The following is a 22727-nucleotide window of genomic DNA, read 5'->3' as shown; positions in this document are numbered from 1 at the left end:
GTCACTCATGGCGAATATCAGCCTCCAATTGTTTGAGTTCCTGTGCAAGGCGGGCAAGATCCTGATCGTTGGCGGGGGCCGGCCCCCACAATGTGTCGTCAGCACGCATCACATCCACACCTGAGGCTCTAATCGCCTCGGTCAGCGCGGCGCGTGAGGAATGGTCGGTGACCCCCAGGCGGCGGGCAATCCTTCGTGCCGTGTGGACGCGCAACGACGTGGCTGCGTGGGCGTGCGCACGGTTGGAACGCAGGAGTCGTCCTCGTCCCTGGACGGTTTCAATGGCGGGGACAGGCGTGGGCAGGTTTTCAGGAACGAGGCGACCAAGACGCACGCCTTTGACCCACGCCAGCATTGCCATCGTCAGGCCCAGCAGTAAAATTCCGTATTTGAGCCACAGCGGCATCGGAGGGGCAGGTGCGGCAACCGTCGTGCCGGCGTTCAGTGAGCCCACGAACCACACCAGGTTCGCGTTGCGGCCCAGGGTGTTCAACGCCAACGCAGCATTACCCGCCTGAGCGATCGTCTTGTTCTGCACCACCGCCCCGCCGGGGATAATGGCGCGGTACTGGTCACCCTCGATCTTCTCAGCGTAGACAAATTGGCCGGAAGACTGCTCGAAGCACCCGGTCCACGGTTCGTGCACGCTGACTGTGACCTCGGACTTCGAAATCTTTCCGGCCCGCTTGGCCGCCTCGGACCGGCACGTTGAATCCTCCAGCAAACGAACCGTCGCAGGGACGTCCGGTTTCAGGACACCAGGCAGAAGCTGGGACGTGCCGGCAAACTTGACGCCGTTGAATTCCGGGCCGGTCATCTGACCGTTCGCGATCCACACGATTGAGTCGATCCGGTCGGTGTACATCTGAAAATTCAGTGGCACCACATCTCCTGCGACTGCGAGCGTGGTATCAGGCTGCTGAGCGCGGGCGATAGCGTCCTCCGGCGAAGACGTGACGAAGACATTCACCCCTTGTTCGCGCAGGACTTCAATGAGGGCGGCCGAGCCTTCATCGTGCAGATTTCCGGCGGAAAATGGGCGCCGATCCTGCGAATTGGTCGGGATAATCAGCAGGAGCGCCATGCACGCGACAATGATGCCGATCAGGATCAGCAGGGGTTTGCTTTCGCGCAGTCGTTGCCGTGCGGACAGCGTGGCGACCGTGGCTCGTTGCTGATTCACTTGGCCCCCTGGGCTGAGGGAACACGGTCAGCGTCTGAGGGTGAGTGTTCAGATACTGAGCCGTCTGGAGACGAGTCGCCTGACGGTGGGTCACCTGCGAGTGATTCGCCTGAGGAGGTGCGTGAAGTGCGTAGCGCTTTCGTCAGTTTCATCAGGCGGGTGACATCGTCACGTGTCGGAGTTGACCTGCCGTACAGGACAGCATCGAACAGCGCGGCCGCATTGACGAGGGAGTCGCGCGAGTCTGGAAACTGCGCGCTGGCAGCCGTGGCCGCTTCATGAGCGGTCAGGCCAGGCGTGGCACGCACGACGTCACGCTCGTCAAGACTCAGGACCAGGTAGCGCATTCCCCAAATGAACGCCTGTGCGAAGTCCGCCTCTTTCAGATAGCTAGATGCGTTGTCATGCGCCTGGCGTGCGGAGACGTCCTGGTCGGACATGACCGAATGAGAACGCACACGGTTGCGTAGGCGAATGGGGTTGAGGATCAGCGCGACAATGAGAAGCACGGCAAAGACAGCCAGCGCCACCATGAGAATCTTGAAGCCGGGCAATGTAGGGAAAGACTGCTCCTGAAGAAATCGCAGGATGCGCTGCAGGAGTGTCTCACCGGACTTGTCGACGGGGTCTGGAAACTGATAGCGCGTCTTGGAAAGCTCGCGTTGGAGCCACTCCTGAGCCTCTGGGGCATCCGGAGTGACGGGCACGTCCAGGTTGACGATTCGCATCAGTGGCCTGCCAGTCAGGCGCGGGCAGCTTGAGCCAGGGCGGGGCCGAGGTTTTCCTTGCGCATGCGTTCATCGACATACATCAGTGTCGTAAAGCAGGCGACGACCGGCAGCGTGATGGCTTGCGCGATCGTTGTGCCCAGGACGGACGAGACGAACAAAATGGTGGGGGAGCCGGTCAATGCGAGCAGGCCCGTGACGGCACCGACCACGCCGCTGGCGACAGATACAAGCGCAGTGAGCAGAATGTAGATCAGCGCGTAGCGTCCGAATGTGCGCCAGAAACTGCCTTTGGTCAGCTTCCATGAGCGTTTGATGGAGTCGATCAGGCCGGCGCGTTCGATGACGATGACGATTTCGACGTACAGGAGTCGAATCAGCAGGAACAGGTAGACCAGTGAGAAAATGAGTGCCGCGACGGTGGCAACAAGGAGCATGATGACAATGCGCTGCATGTCGCTTTCCTGAGCACTTCCCAACTGAGTGAGCACGAAGATCATCAGCGCACCGATGGCGATGCTGGGGATCGACAGGAGCAAACCGTACAGGGACAGCACGCCTACGCGTGACTTGATCTGGTTCCACGCTTCCGCCAGTGTGCACGCCCTGCCCAAAACAGCGTCCTGAACGGTTGCGCACAGCACGCCGGTGACCAGCACGGTGGAGATCGTCAGAAGAACGGTGGTAGTCACCGCGTTGATACCGAGGTTGGTGGCGATGCTGGACAGGTCGGACAGGATGAAGTCAATGAGAACGGTTGGGTCTTCGTCAGTTTGGTCGATCAGCGGGAAAAGCTTGTTGAAGACCGAATCGACCGTCAAAGACGAGATGATCGCGGTGATCACTGCGACGATCAGGACGACGACAAGGGTGAAACCGAAAACAACAGACGGGTTCGAACGCATCGCACGGAACGTTCCCTCGAACAGTTCACCGATCTGGAGAGGGCGCAGCGGAATGACCCCTGGCTTGGGGTCACCCAGGCCCCATTGCTGCGCCCGAGGAGCATTCTGCGGGGCAGGGCCGGCACCGGGAGCAAAGTTCTGATCACCGCCCCCTGGCGCCGAGTGGTCGCTTGCATGCGACCACTGGGCGGAAGCCTGTGAGGCTGGCTGGCTGGGTGCGGCGAATTGGTCAGATCCATTGGCAGGCGGAGCGAACGACGTGCGCTGTCCCCACCGCGGTGGCGGAGCACCCCAGGATGAATCAGGCCCTTCACGTGAGTCGGAACCTGGCTTATAGGCTCCGGCGTGGCCAGATGCCCCGCCGGTAGCGGTGGAATCAAATTGTGATGCGGAAGACGCGGATCCAGAACCTGGTGCTGACCAGGAAGCGTCGTGGCCGGCTTCGGGCGCGGTCTGATTGGCCTCGTAAGGCGGAGACGACGATGCGCCCTCCGATGCCGATTGGTCGAATGTACGCGACTGATCGCTTTCACTCATGGTCTGACTCCTTGGACATTAGTGTCAGTGCAGTGATCGTTTTTAATCGTGCCATGAAGTCATGGACAATTCTATTTTTCACGACCGTGAGTGCCACAAAAGGAACGGAAGTTGAAAGCGGGTCGGCTGTAAAAATTGTCCATTTCGTGACACTATTGTGATTATGGCAGCACATATCCTGGTGGTAGATGATGACGTCGCACTGGCGGAGATGATCGGCATCGTCCTCGAATCTGAAGGCTTCATCGTCACCGCAGTGGAAGACGGTGCTCGTGCGCTCGATGAATTCCACACCGATGCTCCAGATCTGGTGCTGCTGGACCTGATGCTGCCGGGAATTGACGGCATTGAAGTATGTCGTAGGCTTCGGCGCGAATCCGACGTTCCCATCGTCATGCTGACGGCACGCTCCGACACTGCTGACGTGGTGGCCGGACTCGAAGCCGGTGCAGATGACTACGTACCCAAGCCGTTCAAACCCAGGGAACTTGTCGCCCGTGTGAAGGCCCGCCTGCGAGGTCGAGACGAAAGCGCCGAGGAACACCTGCGCCTGGGCGAACTGTCCATTGATGTGGCCGGACACGTGGTGCGCCGAGGCGGCGAGACCATCGCGTTGACACCGCTCGAATTCGACCTGCTGGTTGCGCTGTGCCGCGCCCCGTGGAAGGTGTTCACGCGCGAGGAACTACTGGAAAAAGTGTGGGGCTACCGTCACGCTGCCGACACTCGTCTGGTCAACGTCCACGTCCAGCGTCTGCGCTCGAAGATTGAACGCGATCCGGAGCGCCCCGAAATCGTCATTACTGTGCGCGGAGTGGGGTATCGTGCCGGAACAGGGTCGTGACACTGCACCGGAATCGGACGCGGCCACTCGGCAACCGCGCTGGCATGAACGCCTGTGGCTCTGGCAAAAGGCACGCAGCTCGCTTTCAGTGCGTATCGCCCTGTCACTGTGCGCCTCGGCGCTGGCACTGCTGATTATCTTTGCTCTGATCACGTCCGAGCAGCTCACCGACAGTGTCTTCGATAACAGGAAAGACGCCATCTTGGAGGACGCTGGTGTTCGATTCGCTTCCGCGCAATCCATGTTCGACCAGTCGACAGCCTCCAGCCCTGACCAGGTTCAGGAGCTGGCGCGTCGAATGGTGGCTAATGTGCGTGGTTCAGCTGCCGGCGCCGGAGCAGTGTCGGTGATGGTGCTTCGCTCGCCCTCGTCCGACACTAATTTCCGCATCAACGAAATTATCAACGTCGACTACTTGACAACCATCACGGACCCACTGCGTGACGCGGTTGTTGAATCGACCAGCGGTCAGTGGCAATCCGTGGCGCTGCACGACAGGGATGGCAGTGAACAGCCGGGCATCATCGTCGGCTCTCAGGTCAACCTGCCGCGCGCCGGGCTGTACGAAATGTACATTATCTACTCGCTCAAACAGGAACAGAACATCATCACGATGGTGATGCGCTCTCTGGGCTGGGCCGTCATCCCTATTGCGATCGTGTTGCCGCTGGCAGTTTTCCTGATTCTGTATCACCTGATGGGTCCGGTGCGCATCACCTCGTCCGCCGCATCGCGACTGGCCGAGGGCGACCTGCACGCACGCGTACCGGTGACAGGTGTCGACGAAATGGCTCGCTTGGGACAGGCCTTCAACAACATGGCGGATTCCCTGCAACACCGCATCACCGAGTATGACGAGCTGTCGAAACTCCAGCAGCGTTTCGTCTCCGATGTCTCACATGAACTGCGCACCCCGCTGACCACAATCCGCATGGCGGAAGTGATGATCTGGAAGGATCGCGACAACTTATCCCCATCGACGAAGCGATCTGCCGAGCTCCTTCACGAACAGGTCGAACGCTTTGACTCCATGCTGGCTGATCTGCTGGAGATTTCCCGTTACGACGCCCGAAGTGCCCTGCTGGATGCCGAGTCCACGGATCTGCGTGCACTCGCAGCGAAAGTGGTCAACGATCACAATGAACTGGCTGAGCGTCTCAACGTGCCGATCATCATCCACAACCCAGAAAACAGATGCGACGCAGAGATCGATTCGCGCCGCGTCGAACGAGTTGTCCGCAACCTCGTTGTCAATGCGATCGAACACGCGGAGCGCCGCGCCGTTGATATCGACATTGCCGCCACCGACACCGATGTCGCCCTGCGGGTGCACGATCACGGCGTGGGGATGAGTGAAGAGACCGTTTCCCATGTCTTCGACCGTTTCTTCCGAGCCGACCCCGCTCGCACGCGCACAACGGGTGGAACCGGGCTGGGTCTGGCAATTGCGCGCGAGGACATCAACCTGCATGGCGGCACCATTGAAGCCTGGGGCGTGCCGGGAGCAGGATCTTCATTCGTCATCACGTTGCCGCGCAAGGTGGGCACAGCCGTGGCATCCCGCCCGCTGGAACTTTGGAAGGATGAATGGGGCGAGGGACGCGAGGATGGTTCGTCCGAAGGAGGCGAGGCGGAATGAGGCTGAATCGAATCGCGCGTGCATGCGGTGTGCGGCACCGGTCAGCAGGTTCGCCCGTCTCGCAGTCGCCGGTCCTTATGCGTGCACTCGCATGCGCAACAGGCATTGCGATGGCATTGTCAGCTGCTGCCTGCTCAGTGTTGCCGACTGCCAGCTCGCCCCACCCGTTCGACGTTCCCACGCCATCAGCCGAACCGGTTGAAGTGGCGGCAGGTGGCCCGGCTCAGGGCAGCACCCCGGACATGTTGGTGTCCGATTTCCTGCTGGCGTGCGCTGCCGGCACAACTGACGATTTTGCAGCGGCGCGCCTGTATCTGACCGAAAAAGCTGCCCAGACGTGGCAGCCGACCACAATGATTCAGGTGTATGCGACCGCGTCGACACCCTCGACACAGTTGCAGGAAGGTACGGGCGATGTGACGACAGAGGTCACTGCCCCCGCGGTCGCAACAATCGACGCCAACGGTGTGCTGACACCCTCCGAATCGGGTTCTCAGATCGCACGGTCGTTCCACTTGGTCCAGGAAGATGGTCAGTGGCGCATCGATTCTCTGGACGATGGGGTCATGGTGTCGGAAGCATCCTTGGCAGCCTCCCACCAGCTCGTTTCCTTGTATTTCCCGTCCAATGACGGGGGAGCGCTGGTGCCTGATCCGCGATGGTATCCGATCCGCCGCCTGGCTACTCACCTTATGGAAGGACTCCTCGCAGGACCATCCCAGTCGATCGCGCCGGCCGTCACCTCGGCGATTCCAGAAGGCGTAGCCCTAGGCGCAGGAGGAATCAGCGTTGACAACCAGGTGGCCAGCGTGGCGCTTAACGGGCAGGTCGCGCCGGTACAGGACCCGACGGAACTGTACTGGCAGATCTACACCACGTTAACGCAATCCACGTCCGTCACCTCGGTGCGCATTGTGTCTGAGGGTGCGACGATCGAGGACCTGGCAGTGCCGCTGGGTCCCGACTATCGCATGGACAGTGCGGTGGGGATTTCAGATACAGGTTTTGTCAGCGTATCTGGCAATTCCACGCGCCTGCTTCTTACCCCGGAGCAAATTGGGCCAGACGCGTCAAAGCCGGCAATTGGACCCACCTCTGATGCTGCGATGGCGTGGGTGGGGCAGGACACTGTCTATATTGCTGACGGTGATGGCGGGCAGGTCGCGCATCCGGTCGCCTCGCCATCATGGCCCTCAGTCGACCGCTTCGACATGGCGTGGGCAGCGTCGTCAACCACGCCAGGTTCTCCCATCTACATCATGGGGCTGGGCGGCACCTACATTGAGCTCCCCTCACCATTTGACCACTCCCACACTATTCACTCGGTGGAGGTCTCACCCGACGGTGCGCGCCTGGCTCTGATCCGCGAAGTCGGTACGACCCGTTCGGTGTGGGTCGCGCCGATCGTGCGTGACCCTCAGGGAGTGCCGACCAGCGTGGGCACGCCCATCCAGGTCAGCGCCACGTCTGCCACGGTCAATGACGTGTCGTGGGCTGGCACCGTGACGCTCGTGTTCGACGAGTCCGCCTCGGATTCTTCACCTCAGATCCGCATCGAGCCCCTGGGTGGATTCGGCTCCACCATGCCTGTGCCTGGTGAGGTCGAGATGATCAGTGGAGGGGCGACACCCTCGAACATCTACATCCGCACCCGAGAAGGGAACCTGTATTCGCGTTCAGGGTCGGTGTGGCAGGCCGTGGGCGCCCCCGTTCGCGAGATTTCCTATCCGGGCTGAGACGGGTTATCCACAGAACGGCCCGTGTGAGTCGACACGAGGCACCTAATGAGGTCTGCTGGAGGAGTGGATTACGCCGACGCAACTCACCTTTTGCATCACACATTGACGAGGGTGTCCCATGCACTGTCGGACCTGATCTTGCCCGTGCAATGCGTGGGGTGCGGTAAGTGGGATGCGATTCTGTGCGAGCGTTGCCGTGCCATTGCCACGAATGATCCGGGCGCCTGGCAGGCGGTTGAGGTGAACGAACAGCAGATGATCATGGCGTGGGCACTGGGCGAATATGCGGGAGCGCTGCGTTCGATCGTTCTGGCTGCCAAGCATCGTCCACGCGTAGATCTGAGTGAATTTCTGTGGCGCTGTGGGATCACGCTGGGGGAACATGTGGCGCGCGAGGCGGCGTGGCGAACACTTGATGCGGATGAAATATGGGTCGTGCCGGCTCCGTCACGCTTTGCCAGGCGTTTTCGCGGACAACTCGTGGCGCTCGATGTGGCGCACGGAGTAGCGGTGGGTCTGTTGCATGCGCGCGTTGATGCTGATGATGGGCGCTCGTGGATGCGTGTGCGCGTCATCGATGCAGTGCGCTTGCGTGTGGGAAGCAGCAGCCAGTCTGGGAAAAGCGGGGCCGCTCGCGCCGCAGGACGCAGCGGGTCGATGATTCGGCGTGTCGATATTGTGCCCAAAGTGAACGTCATCCTCGTCGATGATGTGATGACGACGGGGGCGACGGTGCGTGAAATGGCGCAAGTGCTGGGACCGTCGGTTCAGGCGGTCGTCACCCTGTGTCGGGTCAGTGCGACAGGCACACCCCAGTAACGTGAAATACGTCACGACCATGCATTATGATGGAAGGCACATAACAGAAGGCAGGTCGGTTCCGTAACGTCGGGCCTGCCGCGATACAGGGGGTGATAGCAACACTCACCGCTCATCGCAATGAAGCGTGAGCACTGTTGACGTGGGCACCGGGCCCACTGAATCTCTGGAGGAGACATGGACATCACAATTGTCGGACGTAATGCCGAAATCCATCCGAATTTCCGTGAGTACGTTGAAGAGAAGGTGTCGAAGACAACGCAGTTCTATCCGCGGGCACAGCGCGTGGACGTGGAATTGACCCACGAAAGGAACCCGCGGCAAGCCGACACCGCTGAGCGTATCGAGCTGACGGTCTACGGGAAAGGCCCCGTCATCCGTGCCGAAGCAACCTCAGCGGACCGTTATGCGGCAGTTGATATCGCAGCGGGAAAGCTCTTTGAAAGGCTGCGTCGTGCGCGCGACCGCGCGAAAGATCATCGGCGCCATTACCAGCCACACCCGCATGAGGAGTTCGATCCGCGCACCCTTGAATCCGAACTTGAACCCGAGGCAAAGCCAGCCGCCGCGCCTCGTGCCGAACTGAAGAGCGCGTACGACCTCAAGCCGGGTGAGGCCCGTGAAGAACAGCTGGGTGATTCTCCCGTCATTGTCAGGCAAAAAGTCCATGAAGCTGAGCCGATGAGTGTGGATGAGGCGCTCGACCAGATGGAACTGGTTGGTCACCCATTCTTCCTCTTCGTCGACAAGGAAACGCACCAACCGTGCGTGGTGTATCACCGTCACGGCTGGACGTACGGTGTGATCCGCCTGAATACTCGAATCGGAGAAGGCGAATCGCGAGACGACTAGGCGAAATAGGTCAAAGCATCGGTGTAAGCGCTGACCTGATAGCCATCGCGCTGGCCTGTTGTTCATAGTGCTGTCAGTTCATCGTGCTGACCTGTTAGTTCACAGCGCCGGCCTGATAGGTCTTGGCGTCGGCTTAAGCGCTGACTGGCCCCTTATGTGGCCCGCTGCCAAGGCAGCGGGCCACACCTCTGTCTATGCGAAAGCCGTGCCAGCTGTAGATGCGAAACCTATGCCAGCAGTCGGCATTTCCGCCCATGCTCACCCCGTGCCCCATGTGTCGATCTCAGCTGCCTGCAGCGAAGGGCGAATGGACCTATTCGTCTGTGACCTGCATGAATAGAGGCGAATGTAGTGGAACATCCGTACGGTAGGGCGCGAGATCGACAGTTGGGGTTGTGGGGGAGTGAGAGGACGGTCGAATACGCGACGACAAGGTGCTGAGTGTGACTGAGAGCGAAAGAGTTGAATGCCATTAATCGTTTGTGGCAGATTTTTCGTAGACTGTATAAGCGTGATATGCGCCTTTTAACTAGAGTGCGTGCACGTAGGGGCAAGGTGCCTCGAATGAGACGTCAGGAGAACCGGTGTCACTGATTGACAAAATCCTCCGAGCTGGAGAAGGACGAACGCTGAAGAAACTCGAGCGTATCGCGAACCACGTGGATGCACTTGAAGAGGATTTTAAGGCACTGACCGATGAAGAACTTCAGGCTAAGACCCCTGAATTCAAGAAGCGCTACGAAGACGGCGAGACGCTGGATGAACTGATGGTGGAAGCGTTCGCCACAGTTCGCGAAGCTGCCTGGCGGACGCTGCGTCAACGGCCATTCCACGTCCAGGTGATGGGCGGCGCTGCCCTGCACATGGGCAACATTGCCGAAATGAAAACCGGTGAAGGTAAAACTCTGGTTGCCACGATGCCCTCGTACTTGCGGGCCCTCACCGGCAAAGGCGTCCACGTGGTCACCGTCAATGACTACCTGGCGCACTATCAGTCAGAGCTGATGGGACGCGTCTACCGCTTCCTCGGCATCAGCGTCGGATGTATCCTCACCGGCCAGACCCCAGACGAGCGACGCAAACAGTACGCCGCCGATATCACCTACGGCACGAACAACGAGTTCGGGTTCGACTACCTGCGAGACAACATGGCTCAGCGCACTGAAGACATGGTGCAGCGCGGCCATGCCTTCGTCATCGTTGACGAGGTTGACTCGATCCTGATTGACGAGGCGCGTACGCCTCTGATTATTTCCGGGCCGGCGACCGGTGATGTCAACCGGTGGTACACCGAGTTCGCGCGCATCGCGAAGCTGCTGGAACGCGACGTGGACTACGAAGTCGACGAGAAGAAGAAAACGGTTGGCATCCTGGAACCCGGCATCGATAAAGTCGAGGACCAGCTGGGCGTGGAGAACCTGTACGAAGCCGCCAACACGCCGCTGATCGGTTTCCTGAACAACTCCATCAAGGCTAAGGAACTCTTCCACCGCGACAAGGACTACATCGTCAGTAAGGGCGAAGTCCTCATTGTCGATGAGCACACCGGCCGTGTGCTGCCCGGGCGCCGCTACAACGAAGGTATGCACCAGGCGATCGAAGCGAAGGAAAAGGTCCAGATCAAGGCTGAAAACCAGACGCTGGCAACCATTACGCTGCAGAACTACTTCCGCTTGTATCCTGAGGGGTCACGCTCCGGTATGACGGGTACGGCTGAAACGGAAGCCGCCGAATTCTCCAATACCTACAAGATGGGTGTCATTCCGATCCCGACGAACCGGCCGATGATCCGTAAGGATCACTCCGACCTTGTGTACCCCACGCTGAAAGGCAAACTCAACGCGATCGTTGAGGATATTGAGGAACGCCACAAGGTTGGACAGCCGATCCTGGTGGGCACGACGTCTGTGGAGAAATCCGAAGTGCTGTCCAATATGCTGCGTCAGCATCACATCTCCCACCAGGTGTTGAACGCCAAACAGCATGAGCGTGAAGCTCAAGTCGTGGCAATGGCTGGCCGCAAGGGCGCAGTCACCGTTGCCACCAACATGGCTGGCCGTGGTACCGACATTATGCTGGGCGGCAACTCGGAGTTCATTGCGCAGTCCAATCTTGCTGCCAAGGGTCTCGATCCGACTGAGAACGCTGAGGAGTATCGCGAGGCGTGGCCGAAAGCACTGGAGGAAGCCGAAGCGGCAGTTGAAGCTGAACGCGAAGAGGTGCGCGAGGCCGGTGGCCTGTACGTCCTGGGCACTGAGCGCCATGAGTCGCGACGCATTGACAACCAGTTGCGTGGTCGTTCCGGCCGTCAGGGAGATCCGGGCGAGTCTCGTTTCTACCTGTCAATGGAAGATGACCTGATGCGCCTGTTTAATTCAACGATTGCGCAGCGCATTATGGCCTCGAACGCATACCCGGAAGATATGCCACTGGAGTCCAAGGCTGTGTCACGCTCGATTGCCAGTGCACAATCGCAGATCGAAGGCCGTAACGCTGAGATCCGCAAGAACGTCCTCAAATATGACGACGTGATGACCAACCAGCGCGAGTTGATTTATGACCAGCGTCGTCAGGTCCTTGAGGGTGCTGACCTGCAGGATCAGGTATCCTGGTTCATGGATCGTCTGGTTGAATCACTCATTGCTGAGCACACGCAGGAAGATTCGGCTCACGATTGGGATCTGAACGAGCTGTGGGCAGCGTTGCGCTCCTACTACCCGGTATCAGTGAGCGCCAAAGAGGTGGCCGAAGCTCACGGCGGGCAGGACTCATTGGTGCGCGATGACCTGAATTTTGAAATCAGGGGTGACATCCACACGGTTTATGAGCTGGGCGAGGAGCAGCTCAAACAGAATCCGTTGGCAATTCAGCAGCTCGGGGAAGATCCGATGCGTGACCTCGAACGCCGTGTCGTGCTGGCGACGGTCGACCGCCTGTGGCGCGAGCACCTGTATGAGATGGACTACCTCAAGGAAGGCATCGGCCTGCGTGCAATGGGACAGCGCGATCCTCTGGTCGAATACAAGGCTGAGGGCGCGCAGATGTTCCAGGCGATGATGGAGCGTATCCGCGAAGAATCGGTTCAGCAGATCTTCGGCTACCTGCACCAGTTCGAACTCGCGTGGCAGCGTCTGCGCGAACAGGGCGTGCTTTCACCTGCTGGTGAACAGGACGATGAGGCTGCTGAAGAAGACACGACCGGAGCGCTGGAAACTGCTTCAGCGCTGTGGGATTCGGAGGATGACGCCAAGGAAGGGAACTCAGACGAGGCGTCAGAGGCTGAACGTGAACAGCAGCGCCGGATTCGTCAGATGCAGCAGGAAGCCGAGCAAAAAGCTGCAGCTTCGTCTGCAGCGCTGGCGCGTGCTACATCTGTGATGGGTGATGTGGGCCAGCAAAAGCAGGCAGCACGCTTGAAGTATTCATCGAGTAACACCGCTGGCGAGGCGTCGCCTGCTGGCGGTCGGGCTGCTGGACGAGGCAGGAGCGGTAACGCGGCTTCGTCTGGCGGCGGGAACCGTGCGCAGCGTCGTGCTGCGGCCAAGCGGAGGAAAAACCGCTAAGGCATCGATACCTGGCAGGCGAGAGATCCGCTCTCTTTGCAGGCGAATTCCCTATGCCTCCTGACAGGTAGTGCGCGGGCAGATTCTAAATGATGTCGAGAGCGGTGGCGAGCCATCGCCCTCGAAAATCTTCCAGCCTCAGCGCTGCTGCCCTGATCCGGCCGCACACCGCAAAGACGACGGTGGTTTCAAACGTCCCAGGTTTGATGGCGCACGTGCTCACTGACATGACGCGACATGGGGCAGGGCTGGTGCGCCGCGCGGGGAGCGCGCCGCCCGGATCGAAGTCCGTGGCATCAATCTGGTCGTAGAGCCCCGGCACGACCCACCGTCGAAGCTGCATGATGGGTCTGCGTCCCAGCAGAACCTCAATGATGCCGCGCGTCAGGTTGGCTGCCCACGTCCCTGCGTCGGGCAACGTGTCGCGCGCAATGGGGCGCGCCGGATCGGGCTTGAGGCGCTCTTCAAAATCGAGGACGAGCGGGGTGGGCATATCTCGACGTATATCCCATCTCAGGCAGCCATCTGTGCTGCGGGAGTAACGTTCGGCTGCGCGTATCGTGCTCATGAGTTCTCCTTAGGGGGAATCGTGATAACTGTTCCTGGGTGGATCAGGTCAGGATCGTCTCCGATTACCTCAGCGTTCGCATGGATCAGTCGCTCGACATGGCGGACGATCGTGGCATCGGATGCTGAGGCGGGGAGGGATGTTTCAGCGATCGTCCACAGACAATCGCCAGGCTGGATTTCGTAGTGGGTGGCGCTGCCCGTGTTGGACGAAGCGGTGTTGTGGGTGGGGGCGGGCGAAGCATCGTGTCCTGCGGCGCCAACACCGTGTGAGTGGACGGATGGGGCTGCCTGTCCGGCAGAACTTAAACCGTTGGAGGAAACAGGTGAAGCAGGCTTCCCCGAGGAATCGGTGCTGTATGCGTGCGAGGGGGAGGCGGGCTGCTTGGATGAGTCGGTGCCCTGGGAAGCCGATGATCCAGCAGGGTGGCTGACTTGAGGCGGAGTGTTCTTCGCAGATGGTGCAGAGTGCTCGGTCTGTGTCGACGGCCCAGAGTGCGAGGGTGCCATCGCGTTGCCTTCTGGTTGAGTGTCGTGTGGCATCTGGTGAGAAGGGGAGGGAAGCTGTGCGCTTGGACCTCCTGATTGCGCTGTCGAAGTGGATTGTGCGGTCAACGCTGGCCAGGTCAGATCATCGGGAATCGCGGAGTCACCCTCGTCGATGGAAGAAAAGGTAAGAACGTGCGTGGCAGATGATGTACTGGTCAGAGAAGGGGTGGAAGGCGTGAGTGGCGCGGCAAAAACCGGCATTCCAATAGCGCTGATCGCGGTGGTCGACACGCTCAACGCCAGAGCATGACGCGCGATTACTGCGCGTGCCTGCTGCGTGCCGAAGCGACGAATAAAACGAATGAGAGCCCGCGACAGTGCATCAGTGCGCGACGAAGCTGTCGCGAGGAGTGCCAGGAAGACGCAGAGCTGGTTCCATGCCAGAAAAACCGTTGCAACACCGGCGATGATCAGAGCAATCAACAGCTCCGGTCGATACAGATCACCTGATCGCACAATGAGGACAGCGAGGTAGGCGGTCAGTGCGAGGAGAGGTACACCTGCCCAGGCAGTGACCGTCACCAGCCCACGATTGCAATCAGTTCCATCCATGACATCCGTCTCGGCTACGTATCCAGACCTGCTGTCTCCATTCATATCGAACTTCTTTCGTATCAGTTGATGTTAGTTCGTAAGAATTGATTAGAGTGTGCACGAAAGAATAATTGATGTCAAGTGGTGGCAGTTCCTTTTAGTTTGTGCCACACTGTGCGCATGGATCTGGATCGCCTTCTGGCAGACTTAAGTGCGCGCTTCGATGCTGAACGGCGCGAGGAAATGGACATTCTTGTCGACGAGCTCGCAGATGTTGAGTGTGCGCGTGTAACGATGTCAGCGCGCCTGCTCGCGACGCGGGGGAGTAACTTGAACGTCTTACTGCGCGGAGGTGAGCGCATGGCAGGAATCGTTCGAGACTGCGCGCGTGAGTGGATTGTGATCGACAATGGGGTACACATGGTGCTCATCCCGGCTCACGCCATTGTCGCAGCCTGGCCGCTGGGAAGTCGCGCAGCCGATGAGTCAGCGCTGGCACATGAGGTGGCGATCAGTCACGTTCTGCGCGCGCTGAGAGATGAGAATGTGTACGTCGTCATCGACCATGAAGGCGGCCAGCACGCAGGATATGTCTGTGCCGTCATGGGTGACCACTTTGATCTTGAAAGCATGTCCAGCGGGCAGGCTCTTGACACGCGTGACTTCACCACTCCAGTCGTCATGTCGCTGTCGACGGGTGGGATACGCACACTGCGTGCGCCGAGCCAGATGGCAGATTCGCTGATGATCTGACGCGCCGTTAGCTGTGAGCCGATTCGACCTTCATGCGCTCACGAGTAGCCGCGTACTGATCCTGAATGTACTGCTCGAGAACACTGGCTTCGACCCGCCATGCCTTCTTGCCGCCAACCTGGATTGCAGGAAGTTCCCCCGACGTCACCAGTGAACGGGCGGCGGACATCGTCAGGTTCAGTGTTTCAGCGACGTCGGCCAGTGTCAGGAATCGTGAAGTCATACCCATATCATGACATTTCCTTTCAGTTCAGTAAAGCTTTATTCACTTGTTGTGGATATAGTGCGGTGTTCATCGAAAGTTGCGTGTCCACTTTGTGAGCATGTGGACGAGGCGAGAGGACTCCTCGACGAGGCCTCATGTGTGAAGATGCAGGTCAGAGCGAACTGACCGCAAAGGCAGTGTGTGGGGGCGAGCGGAAGTTTTTGTGGATAACTCCACATCGAGGAAAAAACCGGGCATGATGTGGGAGTGCCACATATGAAGAACACCGCCCGAATACCGCGCCGGCGCAGCGTCATACGTGATCCGCGATTCCTGATCGGCATCGCACTCGTCACGCTGTCTATCCTTGCGTGCACACTCCTTGTATCTCATGCCCGCGGCGGAGTGAGCATCTATCAGGCAACGCGCGACATCGCTCCGGGAGAACCGCTGGACACGTCGAATCTGCAGATCGTGGATGCACGGCCCGAAAGCAATGCGTATGTGCAGCGCGATGAGCTTCCTGACGGAGCGCTGGCGTCGCATAGCATCGGAAAAGGTGAGCTGATTGCAACGGGAGCAGTGACAACGGACGAAGACGACGATTATCGCCGCCTCGTGATCGACATAGGTGCCGGACTACCGGAGTCCACTGCTACCGGCACATCCATTGAACTGTGGTCGATCCCTTCAGCCTCCATGAGCAAAGACCATCAGTCCCACCCAACGGTCGTATCGGGCAACGCCGTTTTTATTCGCAGTGTCGAGGGCGCCGCAGGAATTGGTGCTGCATCGGTGCACAGAATTGAAGTACGTATCCCATTTTCTGACGTCTCAGCCGTGCTTGAAGCTACGGGAGGAAACGGAACGATCACGGCCGTTCCGATCGGACAATGAGCGGGCCGATCGGTGTGATCGTGTGCGCGCCGACCCAGACGGAGGGGCGCCTCGTCCAGGCGATCAACGAAAGCGAGGAGTTTACTGTGTCGCGCCGGTGCGCTGACCTGACGGAAGTGCGGGCATGCGCGCGCTCATCGGTTGCACAATGCGCCATTATTGATGCTGATGATCCTGACCTTGATGCCCGCATCGTGGAGGACCTGCACGCGCACCATATCGGTGTCATTGTTCTCGCGCCCCTGGCTGATGCGCCGTCCTTACGTGCGCTGCATGCTGATGGAATTGCTCAGCCCGATTCACCTGATGGGATCGTGGATTCGCTGCGCGCCTTGGGGATGAGTGCATCTTTTTCTCCGGAGAGCGGTGAGCTTCCCCAAACGGGGGAGGATGCGTCCGGCCGACGGGAAGCCCAGATAGCGCATCAAAAGCGCTCCTACGCATTTGCCGACGGTGATGACGAGTTATCAGACGGGCAGCGCAGCGTTGACGGGACTGCGGAATTCGGGAAGATCGTCTGTGTGTGGGGGCCGTCAGGTGCTCCCGGAAGGTCGACAATCGCGTTCAACGTGGCGGCGGGTGCGTCAGCCAGTGCGCGCGTCCTCCTCGTCGATGCTGACACGTGTGCACCATCCCTGGCTCATATGGCGGGTATTGCGCAGGATGCGTCGGGTATCGCTGTGCTCTCACGGACTGCTGCGCGCACTGATGTCGGAGCCGACGAGATTCGGGGAGCTGCAGTACCACTGACCGATTCCCTCGACATTCTCACGGGAATCACGTCGCCGCAACGGTGGCGTGAGGTATCACCGGCAGCGGTGGTCAGCGCACTGTCGGCGGCCCGCTCGCTGTATGACCTCATCATCGTGGACGTGGCTGCAGCAACGCTGGATCCGGTGGCACCGGGGAATCGGCATCAGGGGTCGCGCGATGACCTGGTCGCGGCAATTGTGCGGAGCGCTGATGCGGTAATGTGCGTGTTTCGTGGTGATTCTCTGGGGATCAATCGGCTTGTGGACGCGTATCAGTGGGTAGGCCAGATCGCCCCGCACGTCGAGCCGATCCTGGTGGCCAACCATGTGTCATCGTCGGGAGCAGGGCCTCGACCTGTCAACGCGATTGTCCAGGCCCTCGCTCCGGTGATTCCCGGGCGCAGTATTCAACTTGTCCCGGAGGACTCGCGCGTGAGCGCCTCCCTGCTGCACGCGCGGGCAATTGTTCATGCCGAACCTGATCAGCCGATCGGTCAGGCGTTGGCTGCGCTGACCCAGGTGGTGTTGGCTGTGCTTCCTGAACATGCTGCGTGATGCTCACCGCGGCAAGCGCGCGGCACTGATGTGGGACACTGGAGGCATGCGATTGTATGTGCCAGCGGTTTTAGACGAGTTATCTGCCGATCAGCCGCCTGTTCGACCAGGGTATGTGGCGATTCTTGAGGATGGGCTTCGAGGCGACGACATTGAGGAGCGTGAAGACTCTGCGATGAACCAGGCTGCTCTCGCCTCACTCGAATTGATCCGCGATCGCCGCGATGCAGAGGACGAAGAAGATGGTGACGAGGCTCGCGCATGCCCTGATTCACCTGCCTTCTGTGTGCCGGCACGCCGAGTTGTCATCGCGTGTGAGGCTGAGGCTGAGGTCAGCGATGAGGCAGGCGACCTGGCCGCTGTGCATGTTGCACAGGCACGTCCCCAGACGTACCGGTGGGATGATGTGGTGGCTTTCTTCATTGATGACGCGGAGGCGGCGCCGCTGGTTGAGCGCGTCACGCAGGCCCTCACTGAGGACGATGTGACCGGGGCTCTTGACGCGCTGTGGGATGAACCGTTGCTGTGGTTTGACGCGAGTGAGCGCACCGCGTGCGCTGGTGGTGGCATCGTCAGCTGCGGCCGTACCCACGTGTGATTCTCGAGGTGCCTATGCGCGTACCCGCAGTGTTGATCCTCCCGAAGCCACTGGTATGACTTCGATCTGGTCTAAGATCCGCGACGTCATGTCTGCGACGTGCGAAATCACGCCGATGGTACGCCCTGATGTGTGCAGGGACGCCAGCTGCGCCATCACCGTGTCGAGGGTGGAGGAGTCAAGTGACCCGAAGCCTTCATCGATGAACATCGTGCGCAGTTCGATGCCACCGTTTTCGGTGGTCACGACATCGGACAGGCCCAGTGCCAGAGCAAGGGAAATGTAGAATGTTTCTCCTCCCGATAACGTCTTCGGGGAGCGTACCTTGTCTGTTTCATGGTCGAGTACCGTCAGGCCGAGGCCTTGAGCTTTATTGCGCGAATAGTCCTTGTCTGAACGAATCAGCTCGTAGCGCCCGTTCGAAATTGTCATGATACGAGGGTTAGCGCAGGCCAGAACGTCATCCAGTCGTCTACCGAGCACCCAGTGGGACAGAGAAGTTTGCGGTGAGTCCGCCGAGAGCTGACCCGATGATGCCAGCTGCGAGAGGTAGTCAAGCGGCCCGAACGCGTCGCGGTTCTTCACCAGTGTGTCGAGGCGTTCCTGAACAGTTGCCACAGCTTTTTTCACATCGGCAGCAACCTGCGAGCTGGCGCCGGCACGTTGGGCTGCTTCACGCGATACTGACTGAGCGTCTTCGTAGCTGCGCGCTGCGGCGTCAACGTCGGGACTCCGGGACGTGTCAACGTCTTTCAGGCGCTCGGATTGCAGGGAATTGTGCACGTGTGCGTCATCTCGATCAAACGCTGTGATGCGAGCATCCATTTCGCTGATTGCCACGTCGGTGCGCATGTCAGCGCGCACCTGGGCGGTGCCACCATCGCCTTCAGCGTAGCCGTATCGTTCGAGGGCATCCGCCTGTTCAGCCAGCGCCTGGTCGACGGCAGCTCGCGCGTGGATGGCGTTTTCACAGGCTTGTCTCAATGTGTCAATGGCGTCGATCTGCACTGTGATGTCGTGATCTATGTCCTGCAAGGTCGCTTCGCCATCGCCGTGGACGCGCGCCGCTGTACACCGCTTCTCATCAGTCTCTAGAGCTGCCTGCGCCGTTTCAATGTCGTGAGTCAGGCGATCACTGCGGCGGAGCAGGTCACGGCATGATTGGTCGTCACGTGTGCGCTGCGTCCGAAGTTTCTCGGCGGTCTTCTGGTCGTGTTGCACCGCTTGTAGAGCAACTTTCAGAGCGTCGATTGTGCGTGCTTCGTCTGCCAGTGCGGCTGTCAGATCCTCCACGCTTCCGTCAGCTTGCTGCCCGAGGGCATCCCATGTGGAACGAATCGATGCGCATTGCGCGCTTAACTGGGTGAATGCATCCTGTTCCTGCTGATACTGCACGTGCAACTGGTCGATGTCAGCAGGATCGACGGTGCCCGCCTCGCCTGCCTGGGCAGGGGACGGGTGCTCGGTTGAGCCGCACACCGGACACGGCTTGCCGGATTCCAGAGTCGAAGCAATACGCAGGGCTGACTGCGCGAGCAGTGCGCGCCGCGCCTGCTGAATAGTGTCATGAACTGTGTCGATGCGCGCCTGAGCTTGTTCAGCTTCGCGTATCGTGTCTTCTAACTTCTGAGCAACAGTGACGGCACGGCGCGCGGCGTCGAGCCGCTTGTCGAGAGCCTCGTGGCGCGTTTGAGCCGCGGTGAGGTCGATCGAAGCGGTCGTTGCCCGCTCATCGGACGCAGCCAGGGCTTCCAACTGTTCGGCATCGTTGCGCATGCGCTGACGCAGCAACTCCTGCTGCCGGTTAAGCTGCTCGAGCTGACTTTGTTGCCCCTGCAAGGCTTCGCGTCGCTCTGGCAAAGCGGCCTCCACGGCGGCCAGTTCAGAGATTTTGATGTGGCGAGTGTGCAGAGTGTCATGGGCGCGGGTCAGCGTGAGCACCGTGGCAGCTATCTCACTGTCATCTGCCAGGGAAGGCTCGCGCGATTCGTCGGTGTCCAGACCTGACAGGTAAGCAGGATCGACGTGGGCACTGCGGGCAGCAGCCATCGCGTCCGCCAGTGCATCGCGCGCGTCGACCTGACGCGTTCGAGCCTCGTCCAGGCGATGGAGAACAGGAATAACGTGAGCTGCCTGGCGTGCTCGAGCCAGTTGGGTGCGCACTGCGTCAATGTCGTGACGCTCAGCGTTGAGTGTGCTCGCGCGTTTTTCCAGTTCGATGCGCTCACGCACACGCCGGGCGAGGTCAGTCGCGGCTTGCAGCTGCTTGCCCAGTTCTTCTGCAGTGTGCGCACACTCATGCGAGCGTTTCAGATCATCGTGTGCTTGATGCTCAAGAATCCTCTGACCATCCTCCAGATGCGTACGTATGGCAGCATCGTCAATGCCGATCAACTCGACCAGCATGGCGGCAGTGATCGGTGGAGAATCGTGTGCGCTGAGCTCTGCCGTCGACTGGTTTTCGTCGGACCCACTTTCCTGGGCGCTGGGCGGCGGTGTCGAATCAGGGTCTGTGCCACCGAGTGCCTGCCATAACTGCGCGGGCAGTGAGTGAATCAGTGAACTGACCCGTTGCTGATCGTGTTCGAGGCTTCCTCGCGCCGCCTTGGCCTTCTCCTTCAGTGCCGTTTCGAAATTGACGAAAAGAGAAGTCTGGAAGATGCTGGATAGCAGTGCGTGACGATCTTCAGATGAGGCAGTGAGAAACTGGGAGAATTTTCCCTGCGGCAAAATCGCTGTTTGCAGATACTGAACGCCGTTGAGACCGATGAGGTGAGTGATCTCAATATTCGTATCTTTGACTCCGGAACAAAGCGCATCGACGGTGACGTAGGTGCCGGATTCGTCGGCTCGAACCTTTTCCAGGTGAGCACTCTGGTTGATGGCAGTCTTACGGCCCTCACGCGTGAACTGGGGAGTACGCGTCACGCGGAAGATACCCGCATCTGTTTCAAAGACCAGGGACACGCGCGAGGGTGCCTTCTCATCAACCAGCGTTGAACGCAGACGTGCATTATCTGCATCGCCTTGACGTGCAACTGTGCCGTAAAGCGCGAAGCTCACGCAGTCAAGAATCGTCGATTTTCCAGCCCCGGTCGGGCCGTGCAGCAGGAAAAGCCCACCATCGTCGAAGCGCGTGAAGTCCACTGTGTGGTGAGAGATAAACGGGCCAATACCTTCCAGATCAAGGCAACGAATTTTCATTGGACGCTCCTGACCTGGATCTGCTCCCACACTGAATCAATGACTGACCGCTCTGCTTCATTCAGGGAACGGCCGATCGTCTGCTCGAAGTACTCGTCAATGACGGCACGATCTGAGCGCGCGGCCTGTCTGCTCGGACCGGTAAGGCGTTGGCTGGCGGGCACGGGTGGCGCATGCAAGATGGCGAGCGCGTAGGGAAAGACGTGACGGATGCGTGCAATCAGGTCACGCGGACGAATGTCGTCAGTTACCGTGATCGAGACGAAGTCGTCTCTCTGCTCCGCATACTGGTCAGAAATAACCTGTTCAAAGGGCCCCTCGATCACGTCGAGATTGCGCCAGATAGGGGTGGGAACGGCCTCAATGTCGGTGAGTGTGCCTCCGTCAATATGAAGAAGCGTCACCGACTGGGTGGAGGAAGCCTCAGAAAAGGAAAACGGCATAGGTGATCCGCTGTAGCGGATCGTGGCGCTGCTTCCGCTGATATTTTGCGGCCGGTGGAGGTGGCCGGCAGCCACATAGTCAATACCGTATTCGTCGAAGACACCCGCTGGCACCGAGGCGACCCCACCGACCTGGATGTCGCGTTCTGATTCAGATGGGGCTCCGCCTGTGAAGAATGCGTGCGACATGACGATTCGCACGCCGTCATCGCTGTTCAGAGCGCCACTGGACTCATCGTTGTCACGCCCGCCGTCATGTCCGCCGGTCGCCTCACCGCTGCGCATACCGTGTCCACCGTGGCGAGCCTCGATATCGGCACCGATTCGGCGCAACGCAGCACTTATGACGGCCTCATGCGAACGCACCAACGGAATCGCCTGGCCATCCTCGTCAATAATGTCAGACAGGGGTTCGCGCACCAGGTCAGGCTCGAGGTAGGGAATCGCGTAGATGGTGGCATGCTCACCGTCGCTGGACGTGACGACGATGGGGCGGTCAATGTCCTCGATGGTGGAAGCAATCGTGAGTGAGTCTTGAAGAAAAGGAGCGAGGTAGCCCAGCCGAATGGCGGAATCGTGATTGCCGGGAATGATGATGACACGAGTCAGTGAACATAGGCGAACAAGGGCGTCCGACAGAGGACGGAGAACGTGGGCGGGAGGGACTGCTCGATCGAATAAATCGCCGCTGATGAGGAGCGCATCGACGTGGCGCGACTTCACCAGATCGATGAGCCACTCGAAGAAGAGGTCGCGCGCTGGGGACAGGTCGGCCCCGTGCAGGGTGCGGCCAACATGCCAGTCAGAGGTGTGCACAATCAACATGCTGTCAGTGTGCCCCATGCCATGTGCATTTGCGTA

The 22727-nt window shown here is 59.6% G+C and carries 18 protein-coding genes; 10 read left to right on the top strand and 8 right to left on the bottom strand.

What is annotated here, in order from left to right:
* Position 1 precedes the first annotated feature (1 nt).
* From BN3002_RS05460 to BN3002_RS05450, 3 genes are read right to left on the bottom strand one after another with little or no spacing between them, the layout of a single operon-like run.
* A complete protein-coding gene (locus BN3002_RS05460; protein WP_058237029.1) occupies positions 2-1183 on the bottom strand; it encodes a DUF4350 domain-containing protein in 1182 nt (393 codons plus the stop codon).
* The gene (locus BN3002_RS05455) at positions 1180-1911 is read right to left on the bottom strand and encodes a DUF4129 domain-containing protein (RefSeq protein ID WP_058237028.1); all 732 of its coding nucleotides are present in this window, start codon (positions 1909-1911) and stop codon (positions 1180-1182) included. The genes BN3002_RS05460 and BN3002_RS05455 overlap by 4 nt, the downstream gene beginning before the upstream one ends.
* Before the next feature lie 14 nt (positions 1912-1925).
* Entirely contained in the window at positions 1926-3353 is a 1428-nt protein-coding gene (locus tag BN3002_RS05450) for a DUF7847 domain-containing protein (RefSeq protein ID WP_058237027.1), read from the bottom strand.
* Between the two features lie 163 nt (positions 3354-3516).
* Here BN3002_RS05450 and mtrA point away from each other — a divergent pair, with 163 nt between their 5' ends.
* The 6 genes from mtrA (at position 3517) to secA (ending at position 12809) form a co-directional block, all read left to right on the top strand.
* The gene (gene mtrA / locus BN3002_RS05445; RefSeq protein ID WP_058237026.1) at positions 3517-4197 is read left to right on the top strand and encodes an MtrAB system response regulator MtrA; all 681 of its coding nucleotides are present in this window, start codon (positions 3517-3519) and stop codon (positions 4195-4197) included.
* On the top strand, positions 4178-5836 hold the full coding sequence (mtrB, locus tag BN3002_RS05440) for an MtrAB system histidine kinase MtrB (protein WP_058237025.1): 1659 nt from the start codon (positions 4178-4180) through the stop codon (positions 5834-5836). Before mtrA ends, mtrB begins: the two co-directional genes overlap by 20 nt.
* A complete protein-coding gene (locus BN3002_RS05435; protein ID WP_058237024.1) occupies positions 5833-7572 on the top strand; it encodes an LpqB family beta-propeller domain-containing protein in 1740 nt (579 codons plus the stop codon). The genes mtrB and BN3002_RS05435 overlap by 4 nt, the downstream gene beginning before the upstream one ends.
* A 48-nt stretch (positions 7573-7620) precedes the next feature.
* Positions 7621-8394, top strand: a complete 774-nt coding sequence (locus BN3002_RS05430; protein WP_257525476.1) for a ComF family protein — start codon at positions 7621-7623, stop codon at positions 8392-8394.
* A 177-nt stretch (positions 8395-8571) separates the two neighbouring features.
* Positions 8572-9246 (top strand): ribosome hibernation-promoting factor, HPF/YfiA family, encoded by a 675-nt coding sequence (hpf, locus tag BN3002_RS05425; RefSeq protein ID WP_058237022.1) that lies wholly within the window; start codon positions 8572-8574, stop codon positions 9244-9246.
* A 584-nt stretch (positions 9247-9830) separates the two neighbouring features.
* The gene (secA, locus tag BN3002_RS05420) at positions 9831-12809 is read left to right on the top strand and encodes a preprotein translocase subunit SecA (protein WP_058237021.1); all 2979 of its coding nucleotides are present in this window, start codon (positions 9831-9833) and stop codon (positions 12807-12809) included.
* 85 nt (positions 12810-12894) lie between these two features.
* Here secA and BN3002_RS05415 read toward each other — a convergent pair whose 3' ends face one another.
* Positions 12895-13377, bottom strand: coding sequence for an Rv3235 family protein (locus BN3002_RS05415; RefSeq protein WP_058237020.1), 483 nt, complete (start codon positions 13375-13377; stop codon positions 12895-12897).
* Positions 13374-14522: a LysM peptidoglycan-binding domain-containing protein gene (locus BN3002_RS05410; protein WP_058237019.1), complete on the bottom strand. Its 1149-nt coding sequence runs from the start codon at positions 14520-14522 to the stop codon at positions 13374-13376. The genes BN3002_RS05415 and BN3002_RS05410 overlap by 4 nt, the downstream gene beginning before the upstream one ends.
* Before the next feature lie 117 nt (positions 14523-14639).
* Between BN3002_RS05410 and BN3002_RS05405 the strand changes: the two genes are divergently transcribed.
* Complete coding sequence (locus tag BN3002_RS05405; RefSeq protein ID WP_058237018.1) at positions 14640-15212, top strand: hypothetical protein; 573 nt, start codon at positions 14640-14642, stop codon at positions 15210-15212.
* A 7-nt stretch (positions 15213-15219) separates the two neighbouring features.
* On the opposite strand, the gene BN3002_RS05400 is transcribed toward BN3002_RS05405, so the two are convergent.
* Positions 15220-15435, bottom strand: coding sequence for a helix-turn-helix domain-containing protein (locus BN3002_RS05400; protein WP_058237829.1), 216 nt, complete (start codon positions 15433-15435; stop codon positions 15220-15222).
* Positions 15436-15693: 258 nt separating this feature from the next.
* On the opposite strand from BN3002_RS05400, the gene BN3002_RS05395 reads away from it, so the two are divergent.
* The 3 genes from BN3002_RS05395 to BN3002_RS05385 are packed head-to-tail and all read left to right on the top strand — an operon-like array spanning position 15694 to position 18219.
* Positions 15694-16314: a CpaB family protein gene (locus BN3002_RS05395; protein WP_058237017.1), complete on the top strand. Its 621-nt coding sequence runs from the start codon at positions 15694-15696 to the stop codon at positions 16312-16314.
* On the top strand, positions 16311-17621 hold the full coding sequence (locus BN3002_RS05390) for a CpaE/TadZ family protein (protein WP_058237016.1): 1311 nt from the start codon (positions 16311-16313) through the stop codon (positions 17619-17621). Before BN3002_RS05395 ends, BN3002_RS05390 begins: the two co-directional genes overlap by 4 nt.
* A 58-nt stretch (positions 17622-17679) precedes the next feature.
* Positions 17680-18219 (top strand): DUF6912 family protein, encoded by a 540-nt coding sequence (locus tag BN3002_RS05385; RefSeq protein WP_141757304.1) that lies wholly within the window; start codon positions 17680-17682, stop codon positions 18217-18219.
* 12 nt (positions 18220-18231) lie between these two features.
* On the opposite strand, the gene BN3002_RS05380 is transcribed toward BN3002_RS05385, so the two are convergent.
* On the bottom strand, positions 18232-21423 hold the full coding sequence (locus tag BN3002_RS05380) for an AAA family ATPase (RefSeq protein ID WP_058237014.1): 3192 nt from the start codon (positions 21421-21423) through the stop codon (positions 18232-18234).
* Positions 21420-22709 (bottom strand): exonuclease SbcCD subunit D, encoded by a 1290-nt coding sequence (locus BN3002_RS05375; protein WP_058237013.1) that lies wholly within the window; start codon positions 22707-22709, stop codon positions 21420-21422. Before BN3002_RS05375 ends, BN3002_RS05380 begins: the two co-directional genes overlap by 4 nt.
* Positions 22710-22727 lie beyond the last annotated feature (18 nt).

Source organism: Actinomyces ihuae (genome assembly GCF_001457875.1).
GTDB classification, from domain to species: Bacteria; Actinomycetota; Actinomycetes; order Actinomycetales; family Actinomycetaceae; genus Pauljensenia; species Pauljensenia radingae_A.
This window is presented reverse-complemented; position numbering and strand designations above follow the sequence as displayed.

Coding starts and splice junctions, on each gene's coding strand:
- BN3002_RS05455 (WP_058237028.1), bottom strand. CDS start 1,911: ATGCGAATCGTCAACCTGGACGTGCCCGTCACTCCGGATGCCCCAGAG.
- BN3002_RS05450 (WP_058237027.1), bottom strand. CDS start 3,353: ATGAGTGAAAGCGATCAGTCGCGTACATTCGACCAATCGGCATCGGAG.
- mtrA (WP_058237026.1), top strand. CDS start 3,517: ATGGCAGCACATATCCTGGTGGTAGATGATGACGTCGCACTGGCGGAG.
- BN3002_RS05435 (WP_058237024.1), top strand. CDS start 5,833: ATGAGGCTGAATCGAATCGCGCGTGCATGCGGTGTGCGGCACCGGTCA.
- BN3002_RS05430 (WP_257525476.1), top strand. CDS start 7,621: ATGAGGTCTGCTGGAGGAGTGGATTACGCCGACGCAACTCACCTTTTG.
- hpf (WP_058237022.1), top strand. CDS start 8,572: ATGGACATCACAATTGTCGGACGTAATGCCGAAATCCATCCGAATTTC.
- BN3002_RS05415 (WP_058237020.1), bottom strand. CDS start 13,377: ATGAGCACGATACGCGCAGCCGAACGTTACTCCCGCAGCACAGATGGC.
- BN3002_RS05410 (WP_058237019.1), bottom strand. CDS start 14,522: ATGAATGGAGACAGCAGGTCTGGATACGTAGCCGAGACGGATGTCATG.
- BN3002_RS05405 (WP_058237018.1), top strand. CDS start 14,640: ATGGATCTGGATCGCCTTCTGGCAGACTTAAGTGCGCGCTTCGATGCT.
- BN3002_RS05400 (WP_058237829.1), bottom strand. CDS start 15,435: ATGACTTCACGATTCCTGACACTGGCCGACGTCGCTGAAACACTGAAC.
- BN3002_RS05395 (WP_058237017.1), top strand. CDS start 15,694: ATGAAGAACACCGCCCGAATACCGCGCCGGCGCAGCGTCATACGTGAT.
- BN3002_RS05390 (WP_058237016.1), top strand. CDS start 16,311: ATGAGCGGGCCGATCGGTGTGATCGTGTGCGCGCCGACCCAGACGGAG.
- BN3002_RS05380 (WP_058237014.1), bottom strand. CDS start 21,423: ATGAAAATTCGTTGCCTTGATCTGGAAGGTATTGGCCCGTTTATCTCT.
- BN3002_RS05375 (WP_058237013.1), bottom strand. CDS start 22,709: ATGGGGCACACTGACAGCATGTTGATTGTGCACACCTCTGACTGGCAT.